At 61.2% G+C, this 24,384-nt stretch carries 23 protein-coding genes; 5 read left to right on the top strand and 18 right to left on the bottom strand.

Annotation, left to right across the window (positions count from 1 at the left end; all coding sequences use genetic code 11):
- Nucleotides 1-97: 97 nt before the first annotated feature.
- Nucleotides 98-1,171, bottom strand: a complete 1,074-nt coding sequence (locus J5274_RS17440; protein ID WP_142830718.1) for a hypothetical protein — start codon at nt 1,169-1,171, stop codon at nt 98-100.
- Nucleotides 1,172-1,599: 428 nt separating this feature from the next.
- On the opposite strand from J5274_RS17440, the gene J5274_RS17445 reads away from it, so the two are divergent.
- The gene (locus tag J5274_RS17445; protein WP_224127979.1) at nt 1,600-2,346 is read left to right on the top strand and encodes a heparin lyase I family protein; all 747 of its coding nucleotides are present in this window, start codon (nt 1,600-1,602) and stop codon (nt 2,344-2,346) included.
- Between the two features lie 182 nt (nt 2,347-2,528).
- On the opposite strand, the gene J5274_RS17450 is transcribed toward J5274_RS17445, so the two are convergent.
- Entirely contained in the window at nt 2,529-2,981 is a 453-nt protein-coding gene (locus tag J5274_RS17450; protein WP_224127963.1) for an NUDIX hydrolase, read from the bottom strand.
- Nucleotides 2,982-3,190: 209 nt separating this feature from the next.
- Here J5274_RS17450 and J5274_RS17455 point away from each other — a divergent pair, with 209 nt between their 5' ends.
- A complete protein-coding gene (locus J5274_RS17455; RefSeq protein ID WP_224127961.1) occupies nt 3,191-6,493 on the top strand; it encodes a cellobiose phosphorylase in 3,303 nt (1,100 codons plus the stop codon).
- 49 nt (nt 6,494-6,542) lie between these two features.
- Here the strand turns inward: J5274_RS17455 and glmM are convergent, their stop codons facing one another.
- From glmM to ybgC, 10 genes are all read right to left on the bottom strand, one after another.
- Nucleotides 6,543-7,895 carry a phosphoglucosamine mutase gene (gene glmM / locus J5274_RS17460; protein ID WP_111222419.1) on the bottom strand — a complete coding sequence of 451 codons (1,353 nt, stop codon included), beginning with the start codon at nt 7,893-7,895 and terminating at the stop codon, nt 6,543-6,545.
- 208 nt (nt 7,896-8,103) lie between these two features.
- A complete protein-coding gene (ftsH, locus tag J5274_RS17465; RefSeq protein ID WP_142830713.1) occupies nt 8,104-10,047 on the bottom strand; it encodes an ATP-dependent zinc metalloprotease FtsH in 1,944 nt (647 codons plus the stop codon).
- Between the two features lie 127 nt (nt 10,048-10,174).
- Nucleotides 10,175-11,479: a tRNA lysidine(34) synthetase TilS gene (gene tilS / locus J5274_RS17470; RefSeq protein ID WP_142830711.1), complete on the bottom strand. Its 1,305-nt coding sequence runs from the start codon at nt 11,477-11,479 to the stop codon at nt 10,175-10,177.
- An 11-nt stretch (nt 11,480-11,490) separates the two neighbouring features.
- Nucleotides 11,491-12,492 carry a tol-pal system protein YbgF gene (gene ybgF / locus J5274_RS17475; RefSeq protein WP_142830709.1) on the bottom strand — a complete coding sequence of 334 codons (1,002 nt, stop codon included), beginning with the start codon at nt 12,490-12,492 and terminating at the stop codon, nt 11,491-11,493.
- Between the two features lie 178 nt (nt 12,493-12,670).
- Complete coding sequence (pal, locus tag J5274_RS17480) at nt 12,671-13,210, bottom strand: peptidoglycan-associated lipoprotein Pal (protein ID WP_142830707.1); 540 nt, start codon at nt 13,208-13,210, stop codon at nt 12,671-12,673.
- Between the two features lie 156 nt (nt 13,211-13,366).
- Nucleotides 13,367-14,674 carry a Tol-Pal system beta propeller repeat protein TolB gene (gene tolB / locus J5274_RS17485; RefSeq protein ID WP_142830705.1) on the bottom strand — a complete coding sequence of 436 codons (1,308 nt, stop codon included), beginning with the start codon at nt 14,672-14,674 and terminating at the stop codon, nt 13,367-13,369.
- A gap of 21 nt (nt 14,675-14,695) precedes the next feature.
- A complete protein-coding gene (locus J5274_RS17490; RefSeq protein ID WP_142830703.1) occupies nt 14,696-15,883 on the bottom strand; it encodes a hypothetical protein in 1,188 nt (395 codons plus the stop codon).
- Between the two features lie 9 nt (nt 15,884-15,892).
- Entirely contained in the window at nt 15,893-16,357 is a 465-nt protein-coding gene (gene tolR, locus J5274_RS17495; protein WP_142830701.1) for a protein TolR, read from the bottom strand.
- A gap of 21 nt (nt 16,358-16,378) precedes the next feature.
- Complete coding sequence (gene tolQ, locus J5274_RS17500) at nt 16,379-17,098, bottom strand: protein TolQ (protein WP_111222411.1); 720 nt, start codon at nt 17,096-17,098, stop codon at nt 16,379-16,381.
- Nucleotides 17,099-17,473: 375 nt separating this feature from the next.
- A complete protein-coding gene (gene ybgC / locus J5274_RS17505; protein WP_142830699.1) occupies nt 17,474-17,950 on the bottom strand; it encodes a tol-pal system-associated acyl-CoA thioesterase in 477 nt (158 codons plus the stop codon).
- 131 nt (nt 17,951-18,081) lie between these two features.
- Between ybgC and J5274_RS17510 the strand changes: the two genes are divergently transcribed.
- The 3 genes from J5274_RS17510 to J5274_RS17520 are packed head-to-tail and all read left to right on the top strand — an operon-like array spanning nt 18,082 to nt 21,055.
- Nucleotides 18,082-19,302 (top strand): NAD-dependent epimerase/dehydratase family protein, encoded by a 1,221-nt coding sequence (locus J5274_RS17510; protein WP_111222409.1) that lies wholly within the window; start codon nt 18,082-18,084, stop codon nt 19,300-19,302.
- A complete protein-coding gene (locus tag J5274_RS17515) occupies nt 19,299-20,129 on the top strand; it encodes a glycosyltransferase (RefSeq protein ID WP_224127959.1) in 831 nt (276 codons plus the stop codon). The genes J5274_RS17510 and J5274_RS17515 overlap by 4 nt, the downstream gene beginning before the upstream one ends.
- Complete coding sequence (locus tag J5274_RS17520; RefSeq protein ID WP_142830696.1) at nt 20,126-21,055, top strand: NAD(P)-dependent oxidoreductase; 930 nt, start codon at nt 20,126-20,128, stop codon at nt 21,053-21,055. Before J5274_RS17515 ends, J5274_RS17520 begins: the two co-directional genes overlap by 4 nt.
- A gap of 38 nt (nt 21,056-21,093) precedes the next feature.
- Here J5274_RS17520 and J5274_RS17525 read toward each other — a convergent pair whose 3' ends face one another.
- The 6 genes from J5274_RS17525 to ruvC form a co-directional block, all read right to left on the bottom strand.
- Nucleotides 21,094-21,312, bottom strand: coding sequence for a DUF2945 domain-containing protein (locus J5274_RS17525; protein WP_142830695.1), 219 nt, complete (start codon nt 21,310-21,312; stop codon nt 21,094-21,096).
- A gap of 64 nt (nt 21,313-21,376) precedes the next feature.
- The gene (gene ruvB, locus J5274_RS17530) at nt 21,377-22,417 is read right to left on the bottom strand and encodes a Holliday junction branch migration DNA helicase RuvB (RefSeq protein WP_111222405.1); all 1,041 of its coding nucleotides are present in this window, start codon (nt 22,415-22,417) and stop codon (nt 21,377-21,379) included.
- Nucleotides 22,414-22,812 (bottom strand): PIN domain-containing protein, encoded by a 399-nt coding sequence (locus J5274_RS17535; protein ID WP_142830694.1) that lies wholly within the window; start codon nt 22,810-22,812, stop codon nt 22,414-22,416. Before J5274_RS17535 ends, ruvB begins: the two co-directional genes overlap by 4 nt.
- Complete coding sequence (locus tag J5274_RS17540) at nt 22,809-23,069, bottom strand: type II toxin-antitoxin system PrlF family antitoxin (protein ID WP_219274700.1); 261 nt, start codon at nt 23,067-23,069, stop codon at nt 22,809-22,811. The genes J5274_RS17535 and J5274_RS17540 overlap by 4 nt, the downstream gene beginning before the upstream one ends.
- Before the next feature lie 59 nt (nt 23,070-23,128).
- Nucleotides 23,129-23,743 carry a Holliday junction branch migration protein RuvA gene (ruvA, locus tag J5274_RS17545; RefSeq protein WP_142830692.1) on the bottom strand — a complete coding sequence of 205 codons (615 nt, stop codon included), beginning with the start codon at nt 23,741-23,743 and terminating at the stop codon, nt 23,129-23,131.
- A gap of 42 nt (nt 23,744-23,785) precedes the next feature.
- The gene (gene ruvC / locus J5274_RS17550) at nt 23,786-24,301 is read right to left on the bottom strand and encodes a crossover junction endodeoxyribonuclease RuvC (protein WP_142830691.1); all 516 of its coding nucleotides are present in this window, start codon (nt 24,299-24,301) and stop codon (nt 23,786-23,788) included.
- Between the last annotated feature and the right edge of the window lie 83 nt (nt 24,302-24,384).

Here is a 24,384-nt window from a genome sequence, read left to right on the forward strand (position 1 = left end):
TTTCTGTACTGCCGATGGCCGGGGATGCCTTATCCCCATGCCCGCACCTGTCGTCTTGCCCTTTTATCGTCCCGGACCGTGTATAGGCCAATTCGCATCACGCTGACAGGGACTGTCGCGGGCGGCCCAGCCGCCATAGCCAGCGGAGAATGCGATACCCCGCAAATACCGCTGCCAGCACCCACATCAGCCCCGCCAAAAGCCAGCCGGATACGGTTGCAAGAAGGCCTGCCGCGGTCAAAGCGGCACCGCCGACCAGCACCAGCGCGCCACGGAACCGCGGGCCGAAGCTTTCGGCAAGCCGCCGGAAACGCGAGATATCGGCGGGACTGTCCGCAAGCTTCAGCACATCGTGCGTGGCACGGTAGCCCGCGCCCTTCGCGAGGGCGCCGAGTTCGGTCGCGGTGGTCGTTAGCGCCGCCAGCGGTTTCGCACGCACCGAACGGGAGAGCGTCAACCGGGCCGCGCCAAGATCGCCGGCGGAGGCAAGATCGACCGTTTCCCGCACAGCGTTCGCGTCGATAAGATCAGTCGCCACCGAGGTCATTGCTCGGCGGAATGGCGGCCGCAGCAAATCCGCCTTGTCGGCGGCCTTCAGCACCGTGACGCCGACCCGCGCCGGCGATGCCATGCCGAAACTCGCGATCGTCACGCCCGTAATCACCAGCCCTGCGGCGGCAAGCCCCATCGTCAGCGGACTGTAGGCCTCACCATTGATATAGGAGCGGCCTTCGTGCACCAGGTCGCGGGCGTCGCTGATGCCGGTGAGATCTGCTGTAACGGCACCCGCCAGCGCCTCGGGGCTCCTGGCGTCACCGCCGGCAAGCCCGCTCCAGGCATCCCGCAGGCTGCGTCCGGCATCAAAACCCTGTGCCGCCGCGACACGCTGCCGAAGATCGGCTGGAATGATGACATCACGGCTATCGGCGAGTGCCAACAGGCTTGCAGCCAGATCCGGATCGTCATCGCCAAGCGCCTTGCCGATCGCATCCTGGTAGGCAGTGGCCGGAACCCCGCGCAGGCGATAAGCGACAATCTCCGCCTCGCTCGCCCCCGACCGCAACACCGCAACCCCCTCCACCGCCTCCGGCACGATGACAACCCCCGCAACCAGCCCGCAAGCAAGGATCACAGAGAGCGCAAAGCGGGATACGGAAGAAAGTAAAACCACGAAAACCTCGCTGGCTCGAAGGCTTCGGCCATGCGCAGGATATAGGGAGCGCAGGGGAAACGGCAAATTTGGGTGGGGAGATCTGGGCAACCGTGAACAACACAGTTTGCGCTTTTGCAGACCGCCAGCCGCGCTCTTCAGAGCGCGCCCTGACTTGCACTTTGTGACTGAGTGAGCAGGATTTGAAACTTTGCTGTCGTGATCTTGTCCCATAAGCTGCTTGTAGCCACCGGCTCGCAAGCCCTGCGCTCTCGAGGGAAATGCTGATGATGATGACCACGAGATCCATAAAACTCGCATCCATCCTGTTGGGCCTGCTTGGTTTCGGTCTATCCTCAGCCGTTGCGCAGGATGTAGCAGCACCGCTCTCGGCGGGATTTTAGGACCTGTGTGTCGCTGATAGCGCCCATCCACCGAAGCTCTGGAAGATCAGCGGCAAACTCGACCCCAATGCATGGAGATCGCGTATTGTCTGCGACCTCTCGTCGCCTGCGCGGCCCTTCTTGCATATCACGGTGCATCCCGGCGACGCGCCTGACCAGAGCGTCGGTGACGCACCGATAGAGCGCGTCGAAATCCAGATCAGGAAGCAGGTCATCAAGTTCGACAAGCCGACCTGGTATCACTTCACCTTCAGGCTCGACGCGCCATGGTCAGGGATTGGCAATCGCACCGTCATCCATCAGGTAAAGCAGAATATCCCGACAGAAGAGACGAAGCCTCTCGGTTCCTGCCAGTCAGCCAACCCGCTGTTCAAGATCGAGGCGATCCCCTCCAAGACCGGCGCAGATTTCGTTGCAAAGGTGAGGGGAACATCGGACTGCAATGCCGGTACGTCCCAGATCGTCTGCGGACCCTGGCCCCTAGAGATAGGCGAATGGAACGATGTCAACGTCATGCTGAAGCCAAGCCTGCAGGAAGGCGCAAGCGCCTTGCAAGTCGCCCTCAACGGACGCGCCTGCGCAATTTCCTACACCGGACGCCTCGGCTATCTCGATCACGGCATGCGCGACGAAGACGGGCACCCGTACATCGACGTCCAGCCACGCTTCGGCATCTACAGGGACACCCTGCCCGATCTCATCCAATCCATCGACTTCGCCGATATTAAATTCTGGTCCACCGACCCTACCGGCGATCCCGCCTGGTCGAAACTGGCAGGATCCGGCAGGTAAGGAGAGCCGCCGCAAAAGCATTTTTGCTTCACGCTCAGAATGCTCTTGTGGAATTCCTCCTGGCTTGATCCACGACTATCATCGCCAGAGGTGGCACTGGTGGTCTCACGCTGGGGGATGTCAAATCGGACGGGAGGTCGGCATTCGGAGCTAAGGGAAATAGTGTTTATCGGGTCATCCCCTTAGTTCGGATCTGCCAACTTCAATTTGGCCAGCGCGCTCTTCAGCCCCTTGGGATAGAGTTCAGGGTAGCCATCGCGATCGAGATCGTCAGGGTGGTACCAGCGCGCGACGTTGGGGGTGCCGTCGCTTTCGTGAAAGACGATGTGATCGCCTGTCATGGATTCTTTGAGAGGGAATTTGACCTCGAAGACGAAAATCACTTCATGACCGGGCACGCCGCCAAACGTGTAGAGGTTTTCAAAAACCTGCGGTCCACCGACAATTTCGATCTCGACACCCAGTTCTTCCAGGAACTCACGCTTCAGTGCGACTTCGGAAAGTTCGCCGAACTCGATACTACCACCCAGCGGACGAACGCCTGCAACGCGACCTTGGCCGTCTGAAACCTCGGCTGCAAGAAGGCGCCCTTGGTGCCAGACCAGGCCTATTGCCTTCACGCTGATTGGCGTCATTGGATGCGATGTGCTCATCGTCGATACAATTAGAAGAGTAAATTAACGGCCGCAAGTCGTCGAACCGCGCTCCGGCGGCAGATAAAAGACAACCTCCGCCGTTTCCCCGAACCCACTATCCCGCTCATCCCGTTTTGCCGCAGATTTTACTGCGCTTTCTCTGCGGCTTGTGATGTAGTCCCCGCAGGCCGCAATCAGCGAGAGACATCATGGCATCCGACCTCGACCGTAGTTTCCAGACATCCCGTCGCGAAGATCTTGGCCTTACGACGATCGGCAATCCGGCCGGCCTCTCGGTATCGGCGCTTGCCAGTGGCGCACTGTTTGCCATCGAGCATCGCGACGCCGCAGGCGTGCAGGTGATGATCAATCAGGTGCTGGGCTCACCTATCTATGGCGGCATCGGCCGGCTTTATTTGAGAACCGGCGGCCCCGATCCGGTGTTGGCCGAGATCGTCGGCCCGCGCGCAAAGGTTCGCTTCGCCAGCAGCGACAGCGCATTCTCATGGACCGGCGAAACCGGCGGCATCCGTCACCGCGTCCGCCTCGAGTTGCACCCAGCCGAGCCGATCTGGCTTTGGCGCGTCTCGCTGGAAAACACCCGCTCTGAACCCGTCGATGCCGACGTCGTGCTGGTCCAGGATATCGGGCTCGGCGACCGCGGGTTTCTGATGAATAGCGAAGCCTACGCCTCGCAATATATCGACCACCACGTCGCGACGCATGAGCGCTTCGGCCCGGTGATCATGAACCGCCAGAACCTCAAGCAGGGCGGCGGCCACATACCGTGGCTGGCACAGGGTTGCCTCGAAGGAGCCGCGGCCTTTGCCACCGATGCGATCCAGCTCGTCGATACCCGCAGGCCGGACGGACAGCTCGTGCCCGCCTTCGGGGTGGCCCTGCCGAGCGAACGGCGCCAGCACGAGGTCGCCTGCCCGGCGCTCCAGTCGCCACCGATGTCGCTTGCGCCCTCAGCCTCCGGCAGCGCGACGTTCTTCGGCCTGTTTGTCGCCGATCATCCGGAGGCATCGAGCGATGCCGATCTCGCACTCCTGGCACCGCTGGCGGATCTGCCAACCGCCACCACCGGTCCGCTCATTGAGGCGCCACCCGTGCGCAGCCTGGTGCAGGATGCGCTGCTGCTGGCGGCGGCGGCCCTCGACGACGCAGCCGTTGCCAATCTCTACCCAAACCGTGAGCTGGAGGAACGTGTGGACGGCAAGCTGCTATCGTTCTTCGTGCCCGGCGGTTTTCGGAACCGCCACGTGGTTTTGCTCGAAAAGGAGCTCCGTGTCGCGCGTCGCCATGGTGCTATCCTGCGCAGCGGACAGAGCATGCTGCCGGACGACAACACGCTGGCGGCAACATGCTGGATGCAGGGCATCTTTGCCGCCCAGCTGACCATCGGCAACACCTCCTTCCACAAGCTGTTTTCCGTCTCGCGCGATCCCTACAATCTCACCCGCAACAGCGGGTTGCGGATCATGGTCGATACCGGCTCCGGCTGGCAGCTGCTCGGCGTCCCCTCGGCATTCGACATGGGCCTCAGCGACTGCCGCTGGATCTACCGGCTGGCCGACCGCACCATCACTGTCTCGGCAGTTGCTGCCGGCGACGATCCCGCCATGCAGTGGACCATCGCCGTCGAAGGCCCGGCCTGCCGCTTCCTTGCCTACGGCCAGGTGACGCTCGGCGAGCGCGAATACGAGACGAGCGGGCGGATCACCCTCGATGCCGAAGCAAAGCAGGTCACCCTGCAGCCGGATCCGAACTGGCTCTGGGGGCAGCGCTATCCCGATGCCAGCTACCGGCTGGTGTCATCGACGAAAGACGCCGTCGATGTCGTCGGCGGAGATGAATTGCTCTATATCGACGGTGTCGCGCGGAACGGACCTTTCATCGCCCTCAGATCGCATGCGACGCAATCGCTGACCTTCGCCGTCGTTGGGTCGATGGTCGATGCCACCGAGGCCGAGCGCCTTGCCAGCCGATACAAGGCTGGCGTCTCCAAAGCCGCCATGCTCGACCCCGCAGACCGCTTCTGGAAACACGCGACACGCGGCCTCGAAATCACCGGCACCGGCCCGGATCTAGCAGCCCATGCGGCGATCCTGCCCTGGATGGCCCATGATGCCATCGTCCATATTAGCGTGCCGCACGGGCTGGAGCAGTATACCGGCGCCGCCTGGGGTACGCGCGATGCCTGCCAGGGGCCGATCGAATTCCTGCTCTCCTACGAGCACGATGCGGAAGCCAAGCAGGTCCTGAAGATCATCTTCGGCGAACAGTTCCGCGACCGGGGCGACTGGCCGCAATGGTTCATGTTCGAGCCCTACGCCAATATCCGCTCGAGCGAAGCCCATGGCGATATCGTCGTCTGGCCGCTGAAGGCGCTCTGCGACTATATCGAGGCCACCGGCGACCTCGGGTTCCTTAACGAGACCACGGCCTGGCGCGATGATGGCAGCATGGAGCGGACGCCGGAGAAGGCATCGATCGCCGACCATGTCGAAAAACTGCTGGCGACAATCCGCACCCGCTTCATCCCCGGCACCAGCCTGATCCGCTATGGCGAAGGCGACTGGAACGATTCGCTTCAGCCGGCCGATCCGCACCTGCGCGACTGGATGGTCAGCAGCTGGACCGTGGCCCTTCTCTACGAGCAGATCGTCCGCTACGGCGCGATCATGGAAAGCATCGGCAAGATCGCCGAGGCAAGGCGGCTGAGGACCAGCGCAGCGGCGATGCGCAGCGATTTCAACCGGCTGCTGATCCGCGATGGCATCGTCGCGGGCTATGCCATCTTCGATCCCGCCCACGACGGTGTCGAGCTACTGCTGCATCCGGAAGACCAGCGCACCGGCCTGCATTATTCGCTGATCTCCATGACCCAGCCGATGCTCGGCGGCCTGTTCACCGCAGACCAGCGCCACGATCACAAGGCTCTCATCCGCGACCACCTGCTGTTTCCGGACGGCACCCGCCTGATGGAAAAACCCGCCACCTATTCTGGGGGTCCCGAGACGCTCTTCCGCCGCGCCGAATCGTCGTCCTTCTTCGGACGTGAGATCGGCCTGATGTATGTGCACGCCCATCTGCGCTACTGCGAGACCCTGGTGCTCGACGAAGATGCCGATGGTCTCTGGCTGGCTCTGGCGCTCGCCAACCCGATTGCCGTCACCGACCGTCTTGCGCACGCATCCCTGCGCCAGCGTAACACCTATTTCAGCAGCAGCGATGCCGCATTCCATGACCGCTACAGCGCAGCGCGCGAATGGGATGAGGTGAAGGCGGGCTCCATTGCCGTCGATGGCGGCTGGCGCATCTATTCGAGCGGCCCGGGCCTCTACACCAAAGGCCTGCTGCAAAACGTCTTCGGCTTTCAACGGAAAGCGGGCAAGCGTCTCGCGAAGCCGTTGATCTCGTCATCGATCAACGTCTCCCGTATGACCCGGGAAGATATGCCATCGGATAGCGCCACTCAGGGTATCGAGACCTCAAAGCCGATATAATGAAAAAAGGTCCCGCCGGGAGAACTCGGCGGGACCTTGGTCTGAAACGTCAAGCGGCAGTCCGAACGTTCGAAATCACGCCGATCAGGTCGTTGACGATGCGCTCGACCTGAACGCGGTCGTCGCCCTCGGCCATCACCCGGATCAGCGGTTCGGTTCCTGACGGGCGGATGACGAGGCGACCGTTGCGGGAAAGCTCGCTCTCCGCATCGGCAATCGCCTGCTTGACCTCGATATTTTCCAACGGCCGGCCGCCGGTGATGCGCACGTTGCGCAGCAGCTGCGGCACAGGTTCGAAGCGGCGGCAGACTTCGCTGACCGGCTTGCCGGAACGCTTGGCACAGGCAAGGATCTGCAGAGCCGCGACCAGGCCATCGCCCGTCGTGCCATAATCCGACAGCACGATATGGCCCGACTGCTCGCCGCCGACGTTGAAGTCGTGCTGGCGCATGTGCTCGACGACATAGCGGTCGCCGACCTGCGTGCGGGCCAGCTCAAGACCCTTGTCGCCAAGGAAGCGCTCGAGCCCGAGGTTGGACATGACGGTGGCGACGATGCCTTTGCCGCGCAGGCGCTGGGTATCGGCCCAGCTCTCGGCAATGACAGCCATCAGCTGGTCGCCGTCGATGACCGAACCGTTCTCGTCGACGATGATGACGCGGTCGGCATCGCCATCGAGGGCAATGCCGATATCGGCACGCACCTCGTCCACCTTCTTCTGCAGCGCCATCGGGCTGGTGGATCCGCAATTGAGGTTGATATTGATGCCATCGGGCTCGTTGCCGATCGTCACGACCTCGGCGCCAAGCTCCCAGAGCACGGCCGGCGCTACCTTGTAGGCGGCACCGTTGGCGCAATCGATGGCGATGCGCAGGCCCTGCAGCGTCACGTCGCGCGGCAGGGTGCGCTTGGCGTTCTCGATGTAGCGGTCATGGACGCCGTCGATGCGCTTGGCGCGGCCGATGTCGTCCGATTTCGCCAGCTGAAGGCTCAGGTCCTGGTCGAGCAGGTCCTCGATCTGCATTTCGATATCGTCGGAGAGCTTGTAGCCATCGGGGCCGAACAGCTTGATGCCGTTGTCCTTGTAGGGATTGTGGGAGGCGGAGATCATCACGCCGATATCGGCACGCAGCGAGCGGGTCAGCATGGCGACGGCAGGCGTCGGGATGGGGCCGAGAACGAAGGCATCGATACCGGCAGCCGTGAAGCCTGCCACGAGCGCGTTCTCGAGCATGTAGCCGGACAGCCGCGTATCCTTGCCGATCACGACGCGATGGCGATGATTGCCACGGCGGAAGATCGTGCCGACTGCGATGCCGACCCGCATGGCAAGATCGGGCGTCATGGGGAAGACGTTGGACTGCCCACGGATTCCGTCCGTGCCGAAATAGCGACGCTTCATAGTGTCTCCCGCAAATTTAAGCGCCTCCCCCACGGAGGCGCGTCCCGACTTGGTTGATGTCCGGGTCATCGAATGCGACGCTCATGCCACAGATCGCCGTCTTCATCACGTCAATTAACGCAAAGAACTATCACATGTCGTGACCGACGAAAAAGGCCGGCTCCCGCATGACGGGAACCGGCCTGATGTTATGAACGCTATTTTGAGATCAGCGCGGCTGCGGCTCGAGACCGCCTTCGGCTTCGTCGCCCTTGGCACCAATGGAACCGTCCTTCTTCGTGCCAGTCTTCGGCACGGCGGAGCCACGGCTTGGCGGCGTATCGTCGCCCATATCGCGCGCCGGCTTTTCGCCACGGATCAGCGCCTTGATCTCCTCGCCGCTCAGCGTCTCGTATTCCAGCAGCCCTTCGGCCACGATGATGAATGCGTCGTGCTGTTCGGTCAGGATAGTACGGGCCTGCGTGTAGGCTTCGTCGATCAGGCGACGGACTTCGTTGTCGATCTTCTGTGCCGTCGCTTCGGAAACGTTCTTCGACTGCGACACGGAGTGCCCAAGGAAGACCTCCTGCTGGTTTTCGCCATAGGCAACCTGGCCGAGCTGGTCGGAGAAGCCCCACTGCGTCACCATGGCGCGGGCAAGCTTGGTGGCTTGCTCGATATCCGAGGATGCACCGGAGGTGATGTTTTCCTTGCCGAAGGTGAGTTCTTCCGCGACGCGGCCGCCCATCATGATGCACAGACGCGAAATCATCCACGTGTAGCTCATTGAGTAGCGGTCGCCTTCCGGCAGCTGCATGACCATACCGAGCGCACGGCCGCGCGGAATGATCGTCGCCTTGTGGAGCGGATCTGCGACAGCAACATAGAGCGCCGTCATCGCATGGCCCGCTTCGTGGTAGGCGGTCAGCTTCTTTTCTGCCTCGGTCATGGCCGACGAGCGACGCTCGGCACCCATCATGATCTTGTCCTTGGCGTCTTCGAATTCAGCCATGGTGACCATGCGCTTGTTGCGCCGTGCCGCCATCAACGCCGCCTCGTTGACGAGGTTCATCAGATCGGCGCCCGAGAAGCCCGGAGTACCGCGAGCGAGAACCTTGAGGTCGACATTCGGTGCCAGCGGCACGTTGCGTGCGTGCACCTTGAGGATACGCTCGCGGCCGATGATGTCCGGGTTCGGTACGACGACCTGGCGGTCGAAGCGGCCCGGACGCAGAAGTGCCGGATCGAGAACGTCGGGACGGTTGGTAGCGGCGATGAGGATGATGCCTTCATTGGCTTCAAAGCCGTCCATCTCGACCAGCAGCTGGTTCAGCGTCTGTTCGCGTTCGTCGTTACCGCCGCCGAGACCGGCGCCACGATGGCGACCGACGGCGTCGATTTCGTCGATGAAGATGATGCAAGGCGCGTTCTTCTTCGCCTGTTCGAACATGTCGCGCACGCGGCTTGCGCCGACGCCGACGAACATTTCGACGAAGTCGGAGCCCGAGATCGTAAAGAACGGCACATTGGCTTCACCGGCGATGGCACGGGCCAGAAGCGTCTTACCGGTACCGGGAGGGCCAACCAGCAGCACGCCGCGTGGAATACGACCGCCGAGGCGCTGGAATTTCTGCGGATCGCGCAGGAATTCGACGATTTCCTCGAGATCCTGCTTGGCTTCGTCGACGCCGGCGACATCCTCGAACGTGACGCGACCATGCGCCTCTGTCAGAAGCTTTGCCTTCGACTTGCCGAAACCCATGGCGCCGCGCGACCCGCCCTGCATCTGGCGCATGAAGAACAGCCAGACACCAAGGATCAGCAGCATCGGCAACAGCGTGCCGAGATAGCTGAGGAAGCTAGACGAGCCATCCGATTCCGGACGAGCCGAGACGACGACGTTCTTCGCCTGCAGCTTGTCGAGCAGGCCGCTGTCTATGACCGGAGAGTAGGTCTGGAAGGCAGCGCCATTCTCCACATAAGTGCCGACGACACGGTTGCCGGTGATCACGGCATCGCGGACGCGACCGGAATCAACTTCGCGAAGGAACTGCGAATACGGGATATCCCGCGAACTCGTCTGCGAGGGCGAGGTCTGGAACATGCTGAACAAAGCGATCAGCAACAAAGCGATAATCGCCCAGAGAGCGAAATTACGAAAATTAGGGTTCATTGAACTCCCCAGGGACTGAAACAGCCCGGCCTTTTGGCGACTGCATTACTTGGCTGCTAACATAGGGTTACGCCGGGCCCTTGCCAAGGCAGTCAGCGCAACCACATGCGATTTCCGTCAATAACTCTTAAAACGGAGGTGACACATAGGCTGACCGACCGAAAGCATTCGCCAGCCGATCCGCGAGAGTGAGATCGAATCGTGTCAAAAAGCGGTCGAATGGCGCCAGATGCGGTGCAAAACGGACCGGAGAGTGCTCGTAACGCGGGTCTTCATCGTCGAAACGGATTGTTGGCGCCGACGCCGCTGCGCGCATCGCCGCACCTTTTGGGGTGCTCGCAGCGAAAGCCATCCGCGAAGTTGCGCCGGCTGCGACAATTTGCACCCCGCCATGGCCGTCATTGAAAACCTCGAAACGGCCATCCCAGATGCCCCTCGCTCCCGGGGCAAGATGCAGAGCGTCGATGTTGCGGCTTTCGCGCATGAGGAAGAGACCGTTGCGCCTGAGGTCGAAGACCACTCCGCCCGCCGTTCGCCGACCGGGCTCGCCGGTGCCGATAAACCCAAGGATACGCTCCATCCTTTCCTGCCCAAGTCCATAAGGCTGGCCGCCGAAGATGGCTGCAAGGCAGGAGAGCCCGTAGGCAAACTCGGGCGCTGCAGCATCGATGCCCTCGGGAGAGATGCGGCAGAGCAAACCGCCTTCTATCACGACAGACTGTTCCACCCAGCGCGCCGCTGCCGATGACAGATCGGCCTTAGCGCTCCCGCCGCCATCCGATGCCATGAGGTTGCCGGTGGCGAGACCCGCCCGGACACGGACGCGCTCGTAGTGAAGGTCGAGATTGCTCGGGTCGTCGATCCAGCCGATATTTCGTTCGGTGAGAAAAGCCCGAATGTCATTGCGCAGGCAGGACAGAAACGGGCGTACCACCCAGATGCGCCGATCGAACAGCACCGCATCGGCAATACCGGTCGCAGAAACCCGCCCTGCCCGCACACGCGCAGTGCGCATCGCCAGCGTCTCCTGCTGGTCGTCAAGCGTATGGCCGGTGACGATCATGTCGGCTCTGACCTCGGCCGCAACGTCGGCCAGCAGGTCGTAACGGGCCTCGCGCGCGGCGGCCATGATGCCGGTCGCAGGCTTCTCACCAAGCCAGCGACGCGTGCTGTGGGCGATCCCCAGTTTTAGGCAGAGATTGGCCACGGATTTCGCCTCGTCGGTCGAACCGGGGCGCAGGTCGTGATCGACGGTGGCAGCGGAAAGCCGGTGCGAGGGGTGGCTGGCACGGATCGCATCGGCAAGAGCTATCAACAACCCGGTCGAATCGCTGCCGCCAGAGATAGCGACCAGGATGTGCGAGGGCTGGCGAAGCGATGCCAGCAGGCGGGCTGCAGCGGCCTGGGGTGAAGAGACCGGACCGCCGGCCATGACCTTGCCGCTCAGCAGGCGAGACGTTTTTCTTCGCTGGCGACCTTGGCCACGACGGGCTTGGAAGCCTTTGGATATTTCTTGGTCACTTCATGCAGCGTCGCGCAGGCCGTGTCCTTCTTGTCGAGGGCAGCGAGCGACATGCCAAGCTTCAGCAACATTTCCGGCGCCTTCTCGGAGGTTCCGTATTTTTTGTAGGCATTGACGAAAGTCGTCGCCGCATCGTTGTATTTGCCCTGCGAGTACAAGGCTTCGCCCAGCCAGAAATTGGCATCCGGCGAGCGTGCGCTTTCCGGATAGGTACCGAGATACTGGCGGAATTCTTTTTCGGCGATGGAGTAATCACCCGACAGCACATGGCCATAGGCAGCCTTGTAGGTATCGCCCTCGTTGCCGAGCGACGCAGTCTTGTCGCCGACGGCAGGCGCCGGGCCAGACCCAACGTCATCCGTATTGACATTGCCGCCGACCGGCTGGCCGTTCTGGTCGAACTGGATCGAGCCGAGCTGTGCAGGCGGTGGCGCGAGAGTGCTGCCCGCAGCGCGGTTGGCATCGGCACCCTGGGGTGTCTCGATCACCTTGGCGACATCGTCGGACTGGCCTGCGCCTGATGTATCCGCTTCGCTCTTCTTGATCGGCGCGCCCGCGGCCGGTGCGACACCCGTGGCGCCACCCTTCTTTTCCAGCATCTGGAAGCGAATTTCGTTGTCGGCCTGCGCCTTGCGGATGGTCTCCTGCATCTGCAGAAGCTGATAGCTCATTTCCTCGATGCGACCGTTCAGCTGCCGCATCTGGTCTTCCGCCTGCTGGAGGCGGATTTCCGCGTCGCCGCTCTGAACCATGATCGGCTGCTGCGGCTGCTCGCGCTGCTGCGAGAGCGGCGCCGGCGGAACCTGGTCGGACGAACTGCGGTCGCCGAGGTGAAGGCCGAACAGGTTCATCGAATAAGCTTCACGTTCCGTGCCGGACAAGGCCACCAGACAAACCATGCCTGCGACGACGAGTTTTCTCATAGGTTCGATCCCGTCTCTTTTTGATTCTTGTGCCCAACGGCACCAGCCGGGGATTTTTAACAATTGCCGTCAAAAAGCAACGGAGTTCGGCCAAAGTGTGGTTGAAAATACAAACCCGCGTTGAAAACGAAGAAGGCGACCTCTCGGCCGCCTTCAAAATCAAGTGATATCGAAGATATCAGGAGCCGGCGCCGTTGAGAACGGTAACTGCGCGGCGGTTCTGCGACCAGCACGAGATGTCGTCGCAAACGGCGACCGGACGTTCCTTGCCGTAGGAAATCGTCTTCATGCGACGTGCGGGCACGCCCTTTGAAATCAGATAGTCCTTCGTCGAGGCGGCGCGGCGCGCACCGAGAGCAAGGTTGTATTCGCGGGTGCCGCGTTCGTCGGCATGGCCTTCGACGGTGATGGCGTAGTTCGGATAGCGGGCAAGCCACTGTGCCTGACGATCGAGCGTCTGGGCAGCATCGGCGCGGATCGACGTCGAATCGGTGTCGAAGAAGATGCGGTCGCCGACATTGACGGTGAAGTCCTGAGCCGAACCCGGGGTTGCCGAGCCGCCATTGGCACCGTTGAGGCCAAGATCGCCTGCGTTGTTCGGCAGGTTCTTCTTGGATGCGCAGCCCGCCAAGGACAGGCCCAGGAAGAGGGCAAGCATCATCGGGTTGCGGGCGAAGCTCTGCATGCGGCTTGTGGCCGAATTGTCAATACGGCTCATGGCCGGTCTCTCCTTACGACATTATCACGGTTGCCAGACTGTAACCGCACGCGGTTAATGCTGTTTCAACGGTTATGGTTAATTTTTTCTTATAGCGTCCCGCCGCATGAAGTCACAGAACTTTTTGCGGCGGGAAGTTGCAGGCGTATTTACGAACTATTCCATCAGCGGCGACCAGGCCGGGTCCGAGGCGAAGGACGGGGTCTTGATCTTCTGCTCATTATAGCCGGTCAGGTCGATCGAGTAGAGTTGCGGGCCGCTCGATCCGGCCGGCTCGCGGAAGAACATGATGACACGGCCATTCGGTGCCCATGTCGGGCCTTCATTGTGGAAGCCGGACGTCAGCAGGCGGTCGCCCGAACCATCCGGCTTCATGACGCCGATACCGAAAGTTCCGCCCGACTGCTTCGTGTAGGCAATCAGGTCGCCGCGTGGCGACCAGACCGGCGTCGAATAGGAGCCGTCGCCGAAGGAAATGCGGTGCTGGTTGGAGCCATCTGCATTCATCACGTAGATCTGCTGCTTGCCGCCGCGGTCGCTTTCAAAAGCGATCTGGGTGCCATCCGGCGAATAGGACGGCGACGTGTCGATGGCAGCCGTCGAGGTCAGCCGGGTCGTCGTGCGCGAGCGCAGGTCCATCGTATAGATGTTGGCATTGCCTTCCTGCTGCAGCGACAGCACGACGCGCTGGCCATCCGGCGAGAAGCGCGGCGCAAAGGTCATGCCCGGAAAATTACCGACAACCTCGCGCTGACCGGTGGCGATATTGAGCAGGTAGACCCGCGGCTGCTGGTTGGCAAACGACATGTAGGTCACTTCCTGCTTGTTCGGCGAGAAGCGCGGCGTCAGCACGAGGTCGCTGCCGTCTGTCAGCATACGGGCGTTGAAGCCGTCCTGGTCCATGATGGCCAGCTGGTTCTTGCGGGCAGTCTTTGGTCCGCTTTCGGACACGAACACGACGCGCGTGTCGAAATAGCCCTTTTCACCGGTGATCTTCTCGTAGATCGCGTCGGCGATGATGTGGGCAACGCGGCGCCAGTTTTCCGGCTGGGTGTAGAACTGCTGGCCGGTCATCTGCGTTCCGGCAAACGAGTCCCAGAGGCGGAACTCGGCGCGCAGGCGACCATCGGGCTGCTGCGTCACGCGGCCGGTGACCAGCGCCTGGGCATTGATCGACTTCCAGGACGCAAACTGCGGCGCTGCATCAGGATTGGTGATCTTCTCGATGAACGCGGCTTTGTCGATCGGCGCGAAAAGCCCCGAACGCTTCAGGTCGGCGGCGATAACGCCGGAGATCTGGGCTCCGAGGTCGCCGTTCGAGATGAAATCGGTGATGGCAATCGGCAGGGGCTGAACATTGCCCTTGTTGATGTTGATTTCCACCAAGGCGTAGGCCGGCGAGATGTAGGTCGCCATCAGGCCACCCATCACCAGCATCAGACGAACGAGAGAACGCATTTTCATGTGTACACAGCCTTTCAGCATTTATAGTCCCAGGTCACTGGGGTCGAAATTGACGATAACTTCGTTCCAGGCGTCGTATTTGTCGCGCGGTAGGTTCTTGAAGGGCGAGGACATCATCACCGCCCGGGTGGCACTGCCTGACAGGGCCTGTTGAGCCGACTCGGAGCCGCCCGTCACCTGCACGTCCGGCATTCCGACGATGGTGCCGGATTCGTCGAGCTTCATGTGTACCCGGATCACCATGCCCTCGACGCCCGACATGCCCGCCGGAACATTCCAGTTGTTCTGGATCTGGCTGCGCAGGGCATCGATCTCGCTCTGGCTCAGCTTTGCGCCGTTCGCGGGCTTGTCGGTACCGAGGGCTGCCTGCTGCTGCTGGCGCTTGGCGCCGCCGCCGGTGGCCTGCTGCTTGTTCAACAACGCTGAGATCTCGTCGGCGTCGAAGTCGCTTTCCTTGGAGGACGCGGCCTTGGCCATCTCGCGCTTCTTGTCGTCCTTTTTCTTGTCGGTATCGGACGACTTGTCCGCCGTCTGCACAGGCTTTTCGGCCGGCTTTGTTTCCGGCTTCTTCTCCGGCGGCTTTTCAACCGGCTTTTCGGCAACCTTCGGCGGCGCCGGCGGCTGCGGCTTGATTTGCGGCACGGGAACGTTGTCGGGCGTCGCCTGGTCGCTGGGCGCCAGTTCGGCCTTGTCCTGCGTCGGCACGGGCGTTGGCGGCGGTGGAGTCGGGGTCGGGATTGGGGGCGGTGTGGGGGTTGGCACCGGTGTCGGCGTCGGCGGCTTCGGAGCCTCCGTCGGGGTCGGCGGCGGCGGCGCGACGTCGGTCTCTTCCTTTTCGACGGACTTCACGTCGTTCGGGGTCGGATCGACCTTCGGCGTCGGCGCCTCGACTTTTTTCGGCGCACCCGTGGACTGGTTTTCGGTAGGTTTGGGAACCGGCTTCGGCGCGGATTTCAGGTCGACATCGTTCTCGCCGGCATTCTGCGCATTGGCAATTTCGGTCTGCTTTGTCGTCGGCTTGGGCGCCGCCTTGTCCTTCTGCGGGGCCTTCTTGTCACCGGTCTGCGTCATCGACACGTCAGTCACGATCTCGACCGGCGTCGATTCGTCAGGCTGTACCTCGAAGGATTTGGGAGCGCCAATAGTCACCAGCGCCCAGACGAGGACCAGGCCGTGAACAACCGCCGATGTGACAATGCTGGCCTTCATTGAATGGGTTTACTTCGTCTTTTCTTGCTGGGTTACCAGACCGATGTTCTTAAAGCCTGCAGACGATATCCGCGCCATCACCTTCATGACGGTGCCATAGCCGGCGGCACTGTCGCCGCGCACATAGATCCGCTCGTTGTAGCCGGTCTTGGCGATAGCCTGTAGCTTCGGGACGATCTCATCGAGCGCGATCGGCGATTCCTGCATGAAGATGTCGCCGGCCGGATTGACCGACACGGTGATCGGCTGCGTGTCCGAATTCATTTCCTTGGCGGCCGTTTCCGGCAGGTCGATCGGCACGCCGACCGTCAGCATCGGTGCAGCGACCATGAAGATGATCAACAGCACGAGCATGACGTCGACCAGCGGCGTCACGTTGATTTCCGATATAGGTCCACCGCGGCCATGACCGCCACGACGGCTGCCGCGACGACCACCGCCGCCACCGCTACCGCCTCCACCTGACATTCCCATAAGCTTACTCCGGTTCTGTCGTTACTGCGCGGCCGCGCGGGGCTGCAGCTTCTCATCGATCTGGCGCGAAAGAATGGCGGAGAACTCATCCGCAAAACCTTCCATGCGGCCAGACAACTTGCCGGCATCTGCGGAAAACTTGTTGTAGGCGATAACCGCAGGGATAGCCGCGACAAGGCCGATGGCTGTCGCGAGCAGCGCTTCCGCAATACCGGGTGCAACGACCGCGAGATTGGTGGACTTCGATCCGGCAATAGCCTGGAACGAGGTCATGATACCGACGACCGTACCGAACAGGCCGATGAACGGGCCAGCCGAACCGATGGTAGCCAAAGAACCGAGACGGGCACCGAGATGTTCCGATTCCCGCGCCAGCGTCACGTCCATGGCGCGGTCGATACGCATCTGCAGGCCAATCGGCGAGCGTGCGCCGCGCTCAAAGGACTTTTTCCACTCGCGCATGGCGGAGACGAAAATCGCTGCGAGCCCGGTATTGGTGCGCTCGGACAGCGTCCGGTAAAGCTCTTCCAGCGACTGGCCGGACCAGAATACCTGCTCGAACTGGTCGAACTGCCGGCGAGCACGGCTGAAGCTCAGATATTTGTCGATGACGATTGCCCAGGTCCACACGGATGCCGCTATCAGTCCGAGCATCACCAGCTTGACGACAAGGCCAGCCTCCATGAAGAGAGACAGAAGCGTCACGTCACTTGTCGCTGCAGCCAATCCAACTTGTTCCATTTGATCCAAATTCCCCGAATCCAAACGCCCGGTGCAGGACCGGGCGGCAAAAAAATGATCGCACAAGAAATGTCTGGCAGCTGCCGCTGAACGCCGTCGTCAGGCTTCCAAGTCTACATCTGCCTTCTTGCCGTCAAATTTGGTCAAAGGAAGGCGTGCACCGCACAATCTCTGACCATAATATTAAGACACTATTATGGTTAAGAGATCGTTAGTGTCCGCGTGATCGGTAATTTTTCTTGCACGCGGATACACGTTGTAGAGAAACACAAGGCGTAAGCAGCAGCGAACGAGAACTTCCCGCACACCGCGGAAATTCCTTCTCACGCCAGTCATGTTTTAACAAGACACGTTTTCAGGCATCTGCCCCGCGTTTCAGGCAACCGCACCTGATGCATCGACCGACCCTGAAGCCTGCAGCAGCTGAGCCGCCAGCGCTTCCGGCAACCGGCGGGGACGGCCGCTGGCATTGATGACGGCAATGATCACCCTTGCAGCGATCAGCAGCGCACCGTCACGACGTATCTCCTGCGTCAGCACCATTTTGGCACCACCGGCCTTTTCGGTCACCGTCTGAATAGTAAGCACATCGTCCATGCGGGCCGGTCCCTTGAAGTCGATCTCCATGCGATGGACGACGAACACCAGACCTTCCTCATCGGCGGTAATTAGCTCACGCTGCTCCACGCCGAGGCAGCGCAGATAATCTGTGCGGCCGCGTTCGAGGAAATGCAGGTAGCGGGCGTGATAGACCAGCCCTGAAAAATCCGTATCCTCGTAATAAACACGCTGCAGCAGCCGGTGGCTGCCTTCGATCAGTTCCCCGGCAATCAAAAAGGGACCATTCGTCATCAAAAGCTCCAAAACCTGTGGAGAGCCTGTTTGGCCGAAGTCGGTTTGGCAGGCAAGTATTGAACAATTGTCATACTGCCTAATTATTTGAAAACAAGCGGTCGGCGACCGGCCAGCAAGGAGACGATGTGATGAAAATTGCGATCATGGGCGGCGATGGATTTATCGGATGGCCAACATCGCTGCATCTGTCCGATGCCGGTCACGACGTTCATATCCTCGATAACCTCTCCCGCCGCTGGATCGACACAGAGCTCGGCGTACAGTCCCTGACCCCTATGGACAGCATCCAGGAACGCACCCGGATCTGGCACGCAGAGACAGGTCGCCGCATTCACTTCAACCTGATCGACCTTGCCAAGGACTACGAGCTTTTAAAGAACTGGCTCGCCGAGCACCGCCCGGATGCCATCGTGCATTTCGCCGAGCAGCGTGCCGCCCCCTACTCGATGAAGAGCGACCGGCACAAGAACTACACCGTCAACAACAATGTCAGCGCTACCCACAATCTCCTGAACGCGCTGACGGAGCTGAACCTCGACACCCACCTCGTGCACTTGGGCACGATGGGAGTCTACGGCTATTCAACGGTCGGCGCCGCTATTCCGGAAGGCTACCTGCCGGTCGGCATCGAGACGGTCGACGGCCGTACAGTCAGCCAGGAAATTCTCTACCCGGCCAATCCGGGCTCAATCTACCACATGACAAAGTGCCTGGATCAGCTGCTGTTCCAGTTCTACGCCAAGAACGACGGCCTGAGGATCACCGACCTCCACCAAGGCATCGTCTGGGGCACGCACACGGAGCAGACACGGCGGCACGAGCAGCTGATCAACCGCTTCGACTATGACGGCGACTACGGCACCGTGCTCAACCGCTTCCTCATCCAGGCGGCGATCGGCTACCCCCTGACGGTGCATGGTACCGGCGGCCAGACGCGCGCCTTCATCCACATCCAGGATTCGGTCCGCTGCATCGAGATCGCCTTGAAAAACCCGCCGTCGCGCAATTCCAAGGTGGAGATCTTCAACCAGATGACCGAGACGCACCGCGTCCGCGACCTTGCCGAGATGATTGCCGGCATGACCGGGGCCGAGATCGCCTGGCTGCCCAATCCGCGCAAGGAAGCGCCCGAGAACGACCTCGTCGTCAGGAACGAGAAATTCCTCGGTCTCGGCCTCGAGCCAACAACCTTGAAAACCGGCCTGCTCGGCGAGATCGTCGATGTTGCCCGCAAATACGCCTACCGCGTCGACCGCGCTCGGGTGCCGGCTGTTTCGGCATGGACAAAGGACCTTGCGGCCAAGCTCAACCACGATCCGGAAGGCAAGCGGCTGAAGTCGGTTTCGTGAACGCCTCCCCCCGCGCGACGAGAGCCTACGTCACGCTCGTCACCAATGCCGATTACGCCATGGGCGCGGCGGCACTCGTCCGCTCTATAAGGCGAACCGGCACGAAAGCCGACATCGTCGTGCTGCACACCGCCGGAGCCAGCTCCGACGATCTTGCGCCGTTAGTGTCGCTCGGATGCCGGCTGGTACCCGTGGACCATCTGCCGCTCTCCGACGCGTTCAATGCGCGCCATGGCCGCACCGCCCTGCATTCGGCCGCTCCCTTTACCAAGGGTCGCAAGCCGTCCTTCCACTCACCGCTCGACAATTTCTGCAAGCTGCGACTTTGGCAGCTGGTGGAATACGAAGCTTGCGTCTTCATCGATGCCGATGCCCTAGTGCTAAAGCCGATCGACAAGCTGTTCGATTACCCGGAATTCTCCGCTGCGCCGAATGTCTACGAGGGACTGGCAGACTTTCAAAGGCTGAATTCGGGCGTCTTCGTTGCCAGGCCGTCGCTGCAAACCTTCGATGCGATGATCGATAGTCTCGACCAGCCGGAGGTCTTCTGGAAGCGCACCGACCAGACCTTCCTCGAGACCTTTTTCCCGGATTGGCACGGCCTGCCCGTTTATATGAACATGCTGCAATATGTGTGGTTTACCATGCCCTTGCTTTGGGACTGGAAGAGTATTTCGATCCTGCACTACCAATATGAAAAGCCCTGGGAGACGAATCATCCCAAGGCTGACAGACTGGCACCGCTGATCGATCTCTGGCAGCGATTCCATCAGGATCTGGACATTCCGGACATTGCTGCGCTGGCAAACCCGAAAGTGACGACATGAAAGTTTTGGTAGCGGGTGGGACGGGCCTCGTCGGTCGCTATATCGTCGAGGATCTTCTTTCCCATGGCTATTCGGTCGCTGTCGGCGGCCGGCATCAGCCGGAGCCCGGCCTGTTTTCAAAGCCCGTCAGCTTCGTTCCGCTGCGGCTCGATCCGAACGCAGACCAGGGTCACGCCTTCGACGACGCCTATTTCTTCGTCCACGCCGGCTTCCATCATGTCGCTGGCCGTTATCGTGGTGGTGAAGGCGACGACCCCGCAGCCTTCCAGAGGCTCAATCTCGATGGAAGCGTCAAACTGTTCGAGACTGCCCAGCGCGCCGGAATCCGCCGCTGTGTCTTCCTGTCGACGCGCGCCGTCTATGGCGATCGCTCCGCCAGCGAGGTGCTTTTTGAAACCTCGGAGGCCAACCCGAATACGCTCTATGGCCGCGTCAAGCTGAATGCCGAGCGCGCGCTTTCCGCGATCAATGCCCCCGGCTTTGCCGCCGCAAGCCTCCGCCTGACCGGCGTCTATGGCGATCTCCGGCCCAACAAGTGGACCGACATCTTCAGCAACTACCTCGCCGGCAAGCCTGTCCCGTCGCGCGCTGGTACCGAGGTTCACGGACGCGACGTCGGACAGGCTGTCCGTCTCATGCTCGAAACCGACACCGCCCGCATTGCCAATGAAGTCTTCAATGTCTCCGACGTCCTGACGGAAACCCACGAGATCCTCGCCATTCTCCAGCGCGTCACCGGCAGCCCTCACCCGCTGCCGGCCCGAGCACCGGGCAACATCATCAGCGAGATGGACACATCCAAGATCGCAGCACTGGGCTGGCGCGGCGGCGGCAGGGCCCTGCTGGAAAAGACGGTTGCCTCGCTGGCGCAGGGACTGCCGCATGCCACCGAGGCGGTTCCGGCCACGGTGTCCAAGCGGGGATAGTCGTTTCGTCAGCGGCGCAGGCTTGTAGCCGTCCGATCTCAGGAAGCAGCCTTGATTTCGGAGTGGCTTTTCAGGACACGCCCGCCGTCTTCCTGTTCGATGAGATAAGCTGGCTCTTCGGCGCTGGCCTTGCGCTTGATCACCGACCCCTCGATAGTTTTCTCCACATCGTCGGTGAAACTCTCCGTCACCTTGCCGGTGCCCGTTCCCTTGCCCCACTTCCACTCGACCTTGGACCCCACGCGAAATTTGTGCATTGCGATGCTCCTCTCGAAGCCTCCCAAATGCAGATGCCGGGCTCGTTGTTCCCTGAACGGGCGATCACTCCTCTTCCTGGAACAGCCGGAACTGCGCCGCTTCCAGGTCTTTCGGCGGCTGCAGATCCAGATGCCGCCAGGCGGTCGGTGTCAGCACGCGGCCACGGGGCGTGCGCTGGATGAAACCCTGCTGGATCATGTAGGGCTCAATGATATCCTCGATGGCATCGCGCGGCTCGGACAAGCCGGCTGCGATGGTCTCGATACCCACCGGTCCGCCACCGAAGTTAACGGCGATCATGTTGAGGTAGCGCTTGTCGAGCTGATCGAGCCCGAGATTATCGACGAGCAGCCGCGTCAGCGCCTCGTCGGCAATCTGCCGCGTGACTGATTCCGCCCGCGCCACCTCGGCGAAATCGCGAACGCGGCGCAAAAGCCGGCCTGCGATACGCGGTGTCCCGCGCGCGCGGCGGGCAATCTCCCGCGCACCGTCATCGGCAATCGGCAGACCCATCAGCCTTGCGCCACGCCGGACGATCAGTTCCAGCTCCTCGACCGTGTAGAAGTTGAGCCGCACGGGGATGCCAAACCGGTCGCGCAACGGTGTCGTCAGCAGACCGAGCCGAGTGGTGGCGGCGACCAGCGTGAATTTTGCCAGGTCGATTTTCACGGAACGCGCCGCTGGGCCCTCGCCGATGATCAGGTCCAGCTGGAAATCCTCCATCGCCGGATAGAGGATTTCCTCGACTGCAGGGCTCAGCCTGTGAATTTCGTCGATGAACAGGACATCGCGGTCCTCGAGATTGGTCAGAAGTGCTGCCAGGTCGCCGGCCTTGGCAATGACCGGCCCTGAAGTCGAGCGGAAATTGACGCCGAGCTCCTTGGCCATGATCTGCGCCAGCGTCGTCTTGCCGAGACCGGGCGGACCGACGAACAGCACGTGATCCAGCGCCTCGCCCCGGTTCTTCGCCGCCTCGATGAAAACTTTCAGGTTGGCGCGGGCATCCGCCTGGCCCGTGAACTCGTCGAGCGACTGCGGCCGCAGCGTCGTATCCAGGTCTTCGCCACGCTTCTCGGGCGTGATCAGGCGGGCGGGTTCGGTCATGCGAGCAGTTCCATTCCCTCGATCGTCTTGGCGGCGCGCTCGTCGAATGTGAAGGTTGCGCTACACCCGGCATTGCGATTGCGGACGGCAATGAACGCGTCTGCAAATTCAGCCTGCGAGCGGCTCATTACGTCAAGAACCTCTTCGACAGCTTCTTCGTCTTCCAGAATTATGTCTTCCGAATCCAGCAGATCCGCAATTCCGTCAGCGATCTGCTCTCTCGTGAGCTTGATACGCTGTCGCAAAAACCAAGCGAATTCCATAAGCGTGATACAGCTTATATATCCGGGACCTATTTCACCGAGACGCGCAAACAGTTCAGCGACCTTAGCGCTTTGCGCCACATCGTCTTTCAAGAAGACGCGAAGCAAGATGTTTGTATCCAGACCGATCATTGCGTTCCAACAATATGGTCGAAAATAGCCTCGCCAACGGCACGTTTCATTTCGTCCACGGGGATCGGAAGCCGATCCGGGTCGTAGAACTTGCCCAGAAGATCGACAGCACGTTTGTTTTTAGCCTTGATAAAGATTTTGCCATCCTGGTGGACATAGCGAATTTTGTCCCCGGGCTCCAAATTCAGTATGTCACGAACTTCTGATGGCACGGTAGTTTGCCCCTTTGATGTTATCGTTCCATAGTAAATCTTCATTGGCAGCATCTCCTTACTTTCCAGCGATAGCAAGGAGTTTCGGGGGCCGCAAGGAATTCTCACTTCGACAACTCCCTCAGCCCCAGCCTGATGAGCTTGGCGCTGTCGGCACCCTCGCCCGCCGTCTTCATGGCGGCGGCAACGGCGTTGGCGGCCTGGTCGCGCGAGTAACCGAGATTGGTAAGGGCCGACACGGCATCCGACACAGGCGCTGCAGCAACGCCCTCGCCGATCTCCTGCTTGAGGCCCATGTTCAGCGCCTCGCCTGCAAACGCCGGAGCCTTGTTCTTCAATTCCAGTACCATCCGCATTGCAACCTTCGGGCCGACACCGGGTGCTCGCGAAATGACGGTCTTGTCCTGCAGGGCAATGGCGTTGGCAAGCTCCGAGGTCGTCAGCGTCGACAGCACCGCCAGCGCCACCTTCGCCCCGACGCCCTGGACGCTCTGCAGCAGAATGAACCACTCCCGCTCCAGCACTGTGAGGAAACCAAACAGCTTCAGCTGGTCTTCGCGCACATAGGTTTCGATGAACAGCACGCAGGCCTCGCCGACGCCGCCTAACCTTGCCAGCGTCCGGCTGGAGCAATAGGCGACATAGCAAACGCCGTGAACATCGACGAGCGCGTAGTCCTCGCCGATTTCCTCGATGGTGCCTTTGAGTTTGCCGATCATGGGATATCCGTCAGGTTTTGGTGGTGGTGACGTATCAAAACGCTATCCGGCGGCCAGCAAGGCCTGTCGCATGCGGTTGCCACCACGATTATGCGCATGGCATATGGCGATGGCCAGCGCATCGGCGGCATCGTTGCCCTTGAACTCCGCCTTCGGCATCAGGATCTTCAGCATCATGTGGATCTGCTGCTTTTCGCCGTGGCCGACCCCGATGACCGCTTTCTTGACCGCGTTCGGAGCATATTCGGCGACCGCGAGCCCCGCCCGTGCCGGCACCAGCATGGCGATGCCGCGTGCCTGGCCGAGCTTGAGCGTTGCGACAGCATCCTTGTTAACGAAAGTCTGCTCCACCGCGGCTTCATGCGGCTGGTGAGTGTGCACCACATCAGACAGCCCGTCATGCAGCTGGCAGAGCCGCGACGCCAGGTCCATGTCGCCATCGGACAGCACTGTGCCCGATGCGACAAACCGCAGGGAGTTTCCGAGCACGTCGATGATGCCCCAGCCCATGCGGCGCAGGCCTGGATCTATGCCGATGATACGAATCGTGTTCTGCATGGTCGTCAACCTACCGTTCATGGCAACCATGTGCCAGAAAAATGTGAACAAAGCGAAAACATCAAGATAATTCATCACGCGTC

Origin of the sequence: Rhizobium sp. L51/94, from assembly GCF_019355555.1 — a bacterium.
GTDB lineage: Bacteria > Pseudomonadota > Alphaproteobacteria > Rhizobiales > Rhizobiaceae > Rhizobium > Rhizobium rhododendri.

Bases quoted from the DNA above. Each gene is read 5' to 3' on its own strand.
- J5274_RS17450 (WP_224127963.1), bottom strand. From the start codon at position 2,981: ATGACGCCAATCAGCGTGAAGGCAATAGGCCTGGTCTGGCACCAAGGG.
- J5274_RS17455 (WP_224127961.1), top strand. From the start codon at position 3,191: ATGGCATCCGACCTCGACCGTAGTTTCCAGACATCCCGTCGCGAAGAT.
- glmM (WP_111222419.1), bottom strand. From the start codon at position 7,895: ATGAAGCGTCGCTATTTCGGCACGGACGGAATCCGTGGGCAGTCCAAC.
- ftsH (WP_142830713.1), bottom strand. From the start codon at position 10,047: ATGAACCCTAATTTTCGTAATTTCGCTCTCTGGGCGATTATCGCTTTG.
- tilS (WP_142830711.1), bottom strand. From the start codon at position 11,479: ATGGCCGGCGGTCCGGTCTCTTCACCCCAGGCCGCTGCAGCCCGCCTG.
- ybgF (WP_142830709.1), bottom strand. From the start codon at position 12,492: ATGAGAAAACTCGTCGTCGCAGGCATGGTTTGTCTGGTGGCCTTGTCC.
- pal (WP_142830707.1), bottom strand. From the start codon at position 13,210: ATGAGCCGTATTGACAATTCGGCCACAAGCCGCATGCAGAGCTTCGCC.
- tolB (WP_142830705.1), bottom strand. From the start codon at position 14,674: ATGAAAATGCGTTCTCTCGTTCGTCTGATGCTGGTGATGGGTGGCCTG.
- J5274_RS17490 (WP_142830703.1), bottom strand. From the start codon at position 15,883: ATGAAGGCCAGCATTGTCACATCGGCGGTTGTTCACGGCCTGGTCCTC.
- tolR (WP_142830701.1), bottom strand. From the start codon at position 16,357: ATGGGAATGTCAGGTGGAGGCGGTAGCGGTGGCGGCGGTGGTCGTCGC.
- tolQ (WP_111222411.1), bottom strand. From the start codon at position 17,098: ATGGAACAAGTTGGATTGGCTGCAGCGACAAGTGACGTGACGCTTCTG.
- ybgC (WP_142830699.1), bottom strand. From the start codon at position 17,950: ATGACGAATGGTCCCTTTTTGATTGCCGGGGAACTGATCGAAGGCAGC.
- J5274_RS17510 (WP_111222409.1), top strand. From the start codon at position 18,082: ATGAAAATTGCGATCATGGGCGGCGATGGATTTATCGGATGGCCAACA.
- J5274_RS17520 (WP_142830696.1), top strand. From the start codon at position 20,126: ATGAAAGTTTTGGTAGCGGGTGGGACGGGCCTCGTCGGTCGCTATATC.
- J5274_RS17525 (WP_142830695.1), bottom strand. From the start codon at position 21,312: ATGCACAAATTTCGCGTGGGGTCCAAGGTCGAGTGGAAGTGGGGCAAG.
- ruvB (WP_111222405.1), bottom strand. From the start codon at position 22,417: ATGACCGAACCCGCCCGCCTGATCACGCCCGAGAAGCGTGGCGAAGAC.
- J5274_RS17535 (WP_142830694.1), bottom strand. From the start codon at position 22,812: ATGATCGGTCTGGATACAAACATCTTGCTTCGCGTCTTCTTGAAAGAC.
- J5274_RS17540 (WP_219274700.1), bottom strand. From the start codon at position 23,069: ATGAAGATTTACTATGGAACGATAACATCAAAGGGGCAAACTACCGTG.
- ruvA (WP_142830692.1), bottom strand. From the start codon at position 23,743: ATGATCGGCAAACTCAAAGGCACCATCGAGGAAATCGGCGAGGACTAC.
- ruvC (WP_142830691.1), bottom strand. From the start codon at position 24,301: ATGCAGAACACGATTCGTATCATCGGCATAGATCCAGGCCTGCGCCGC.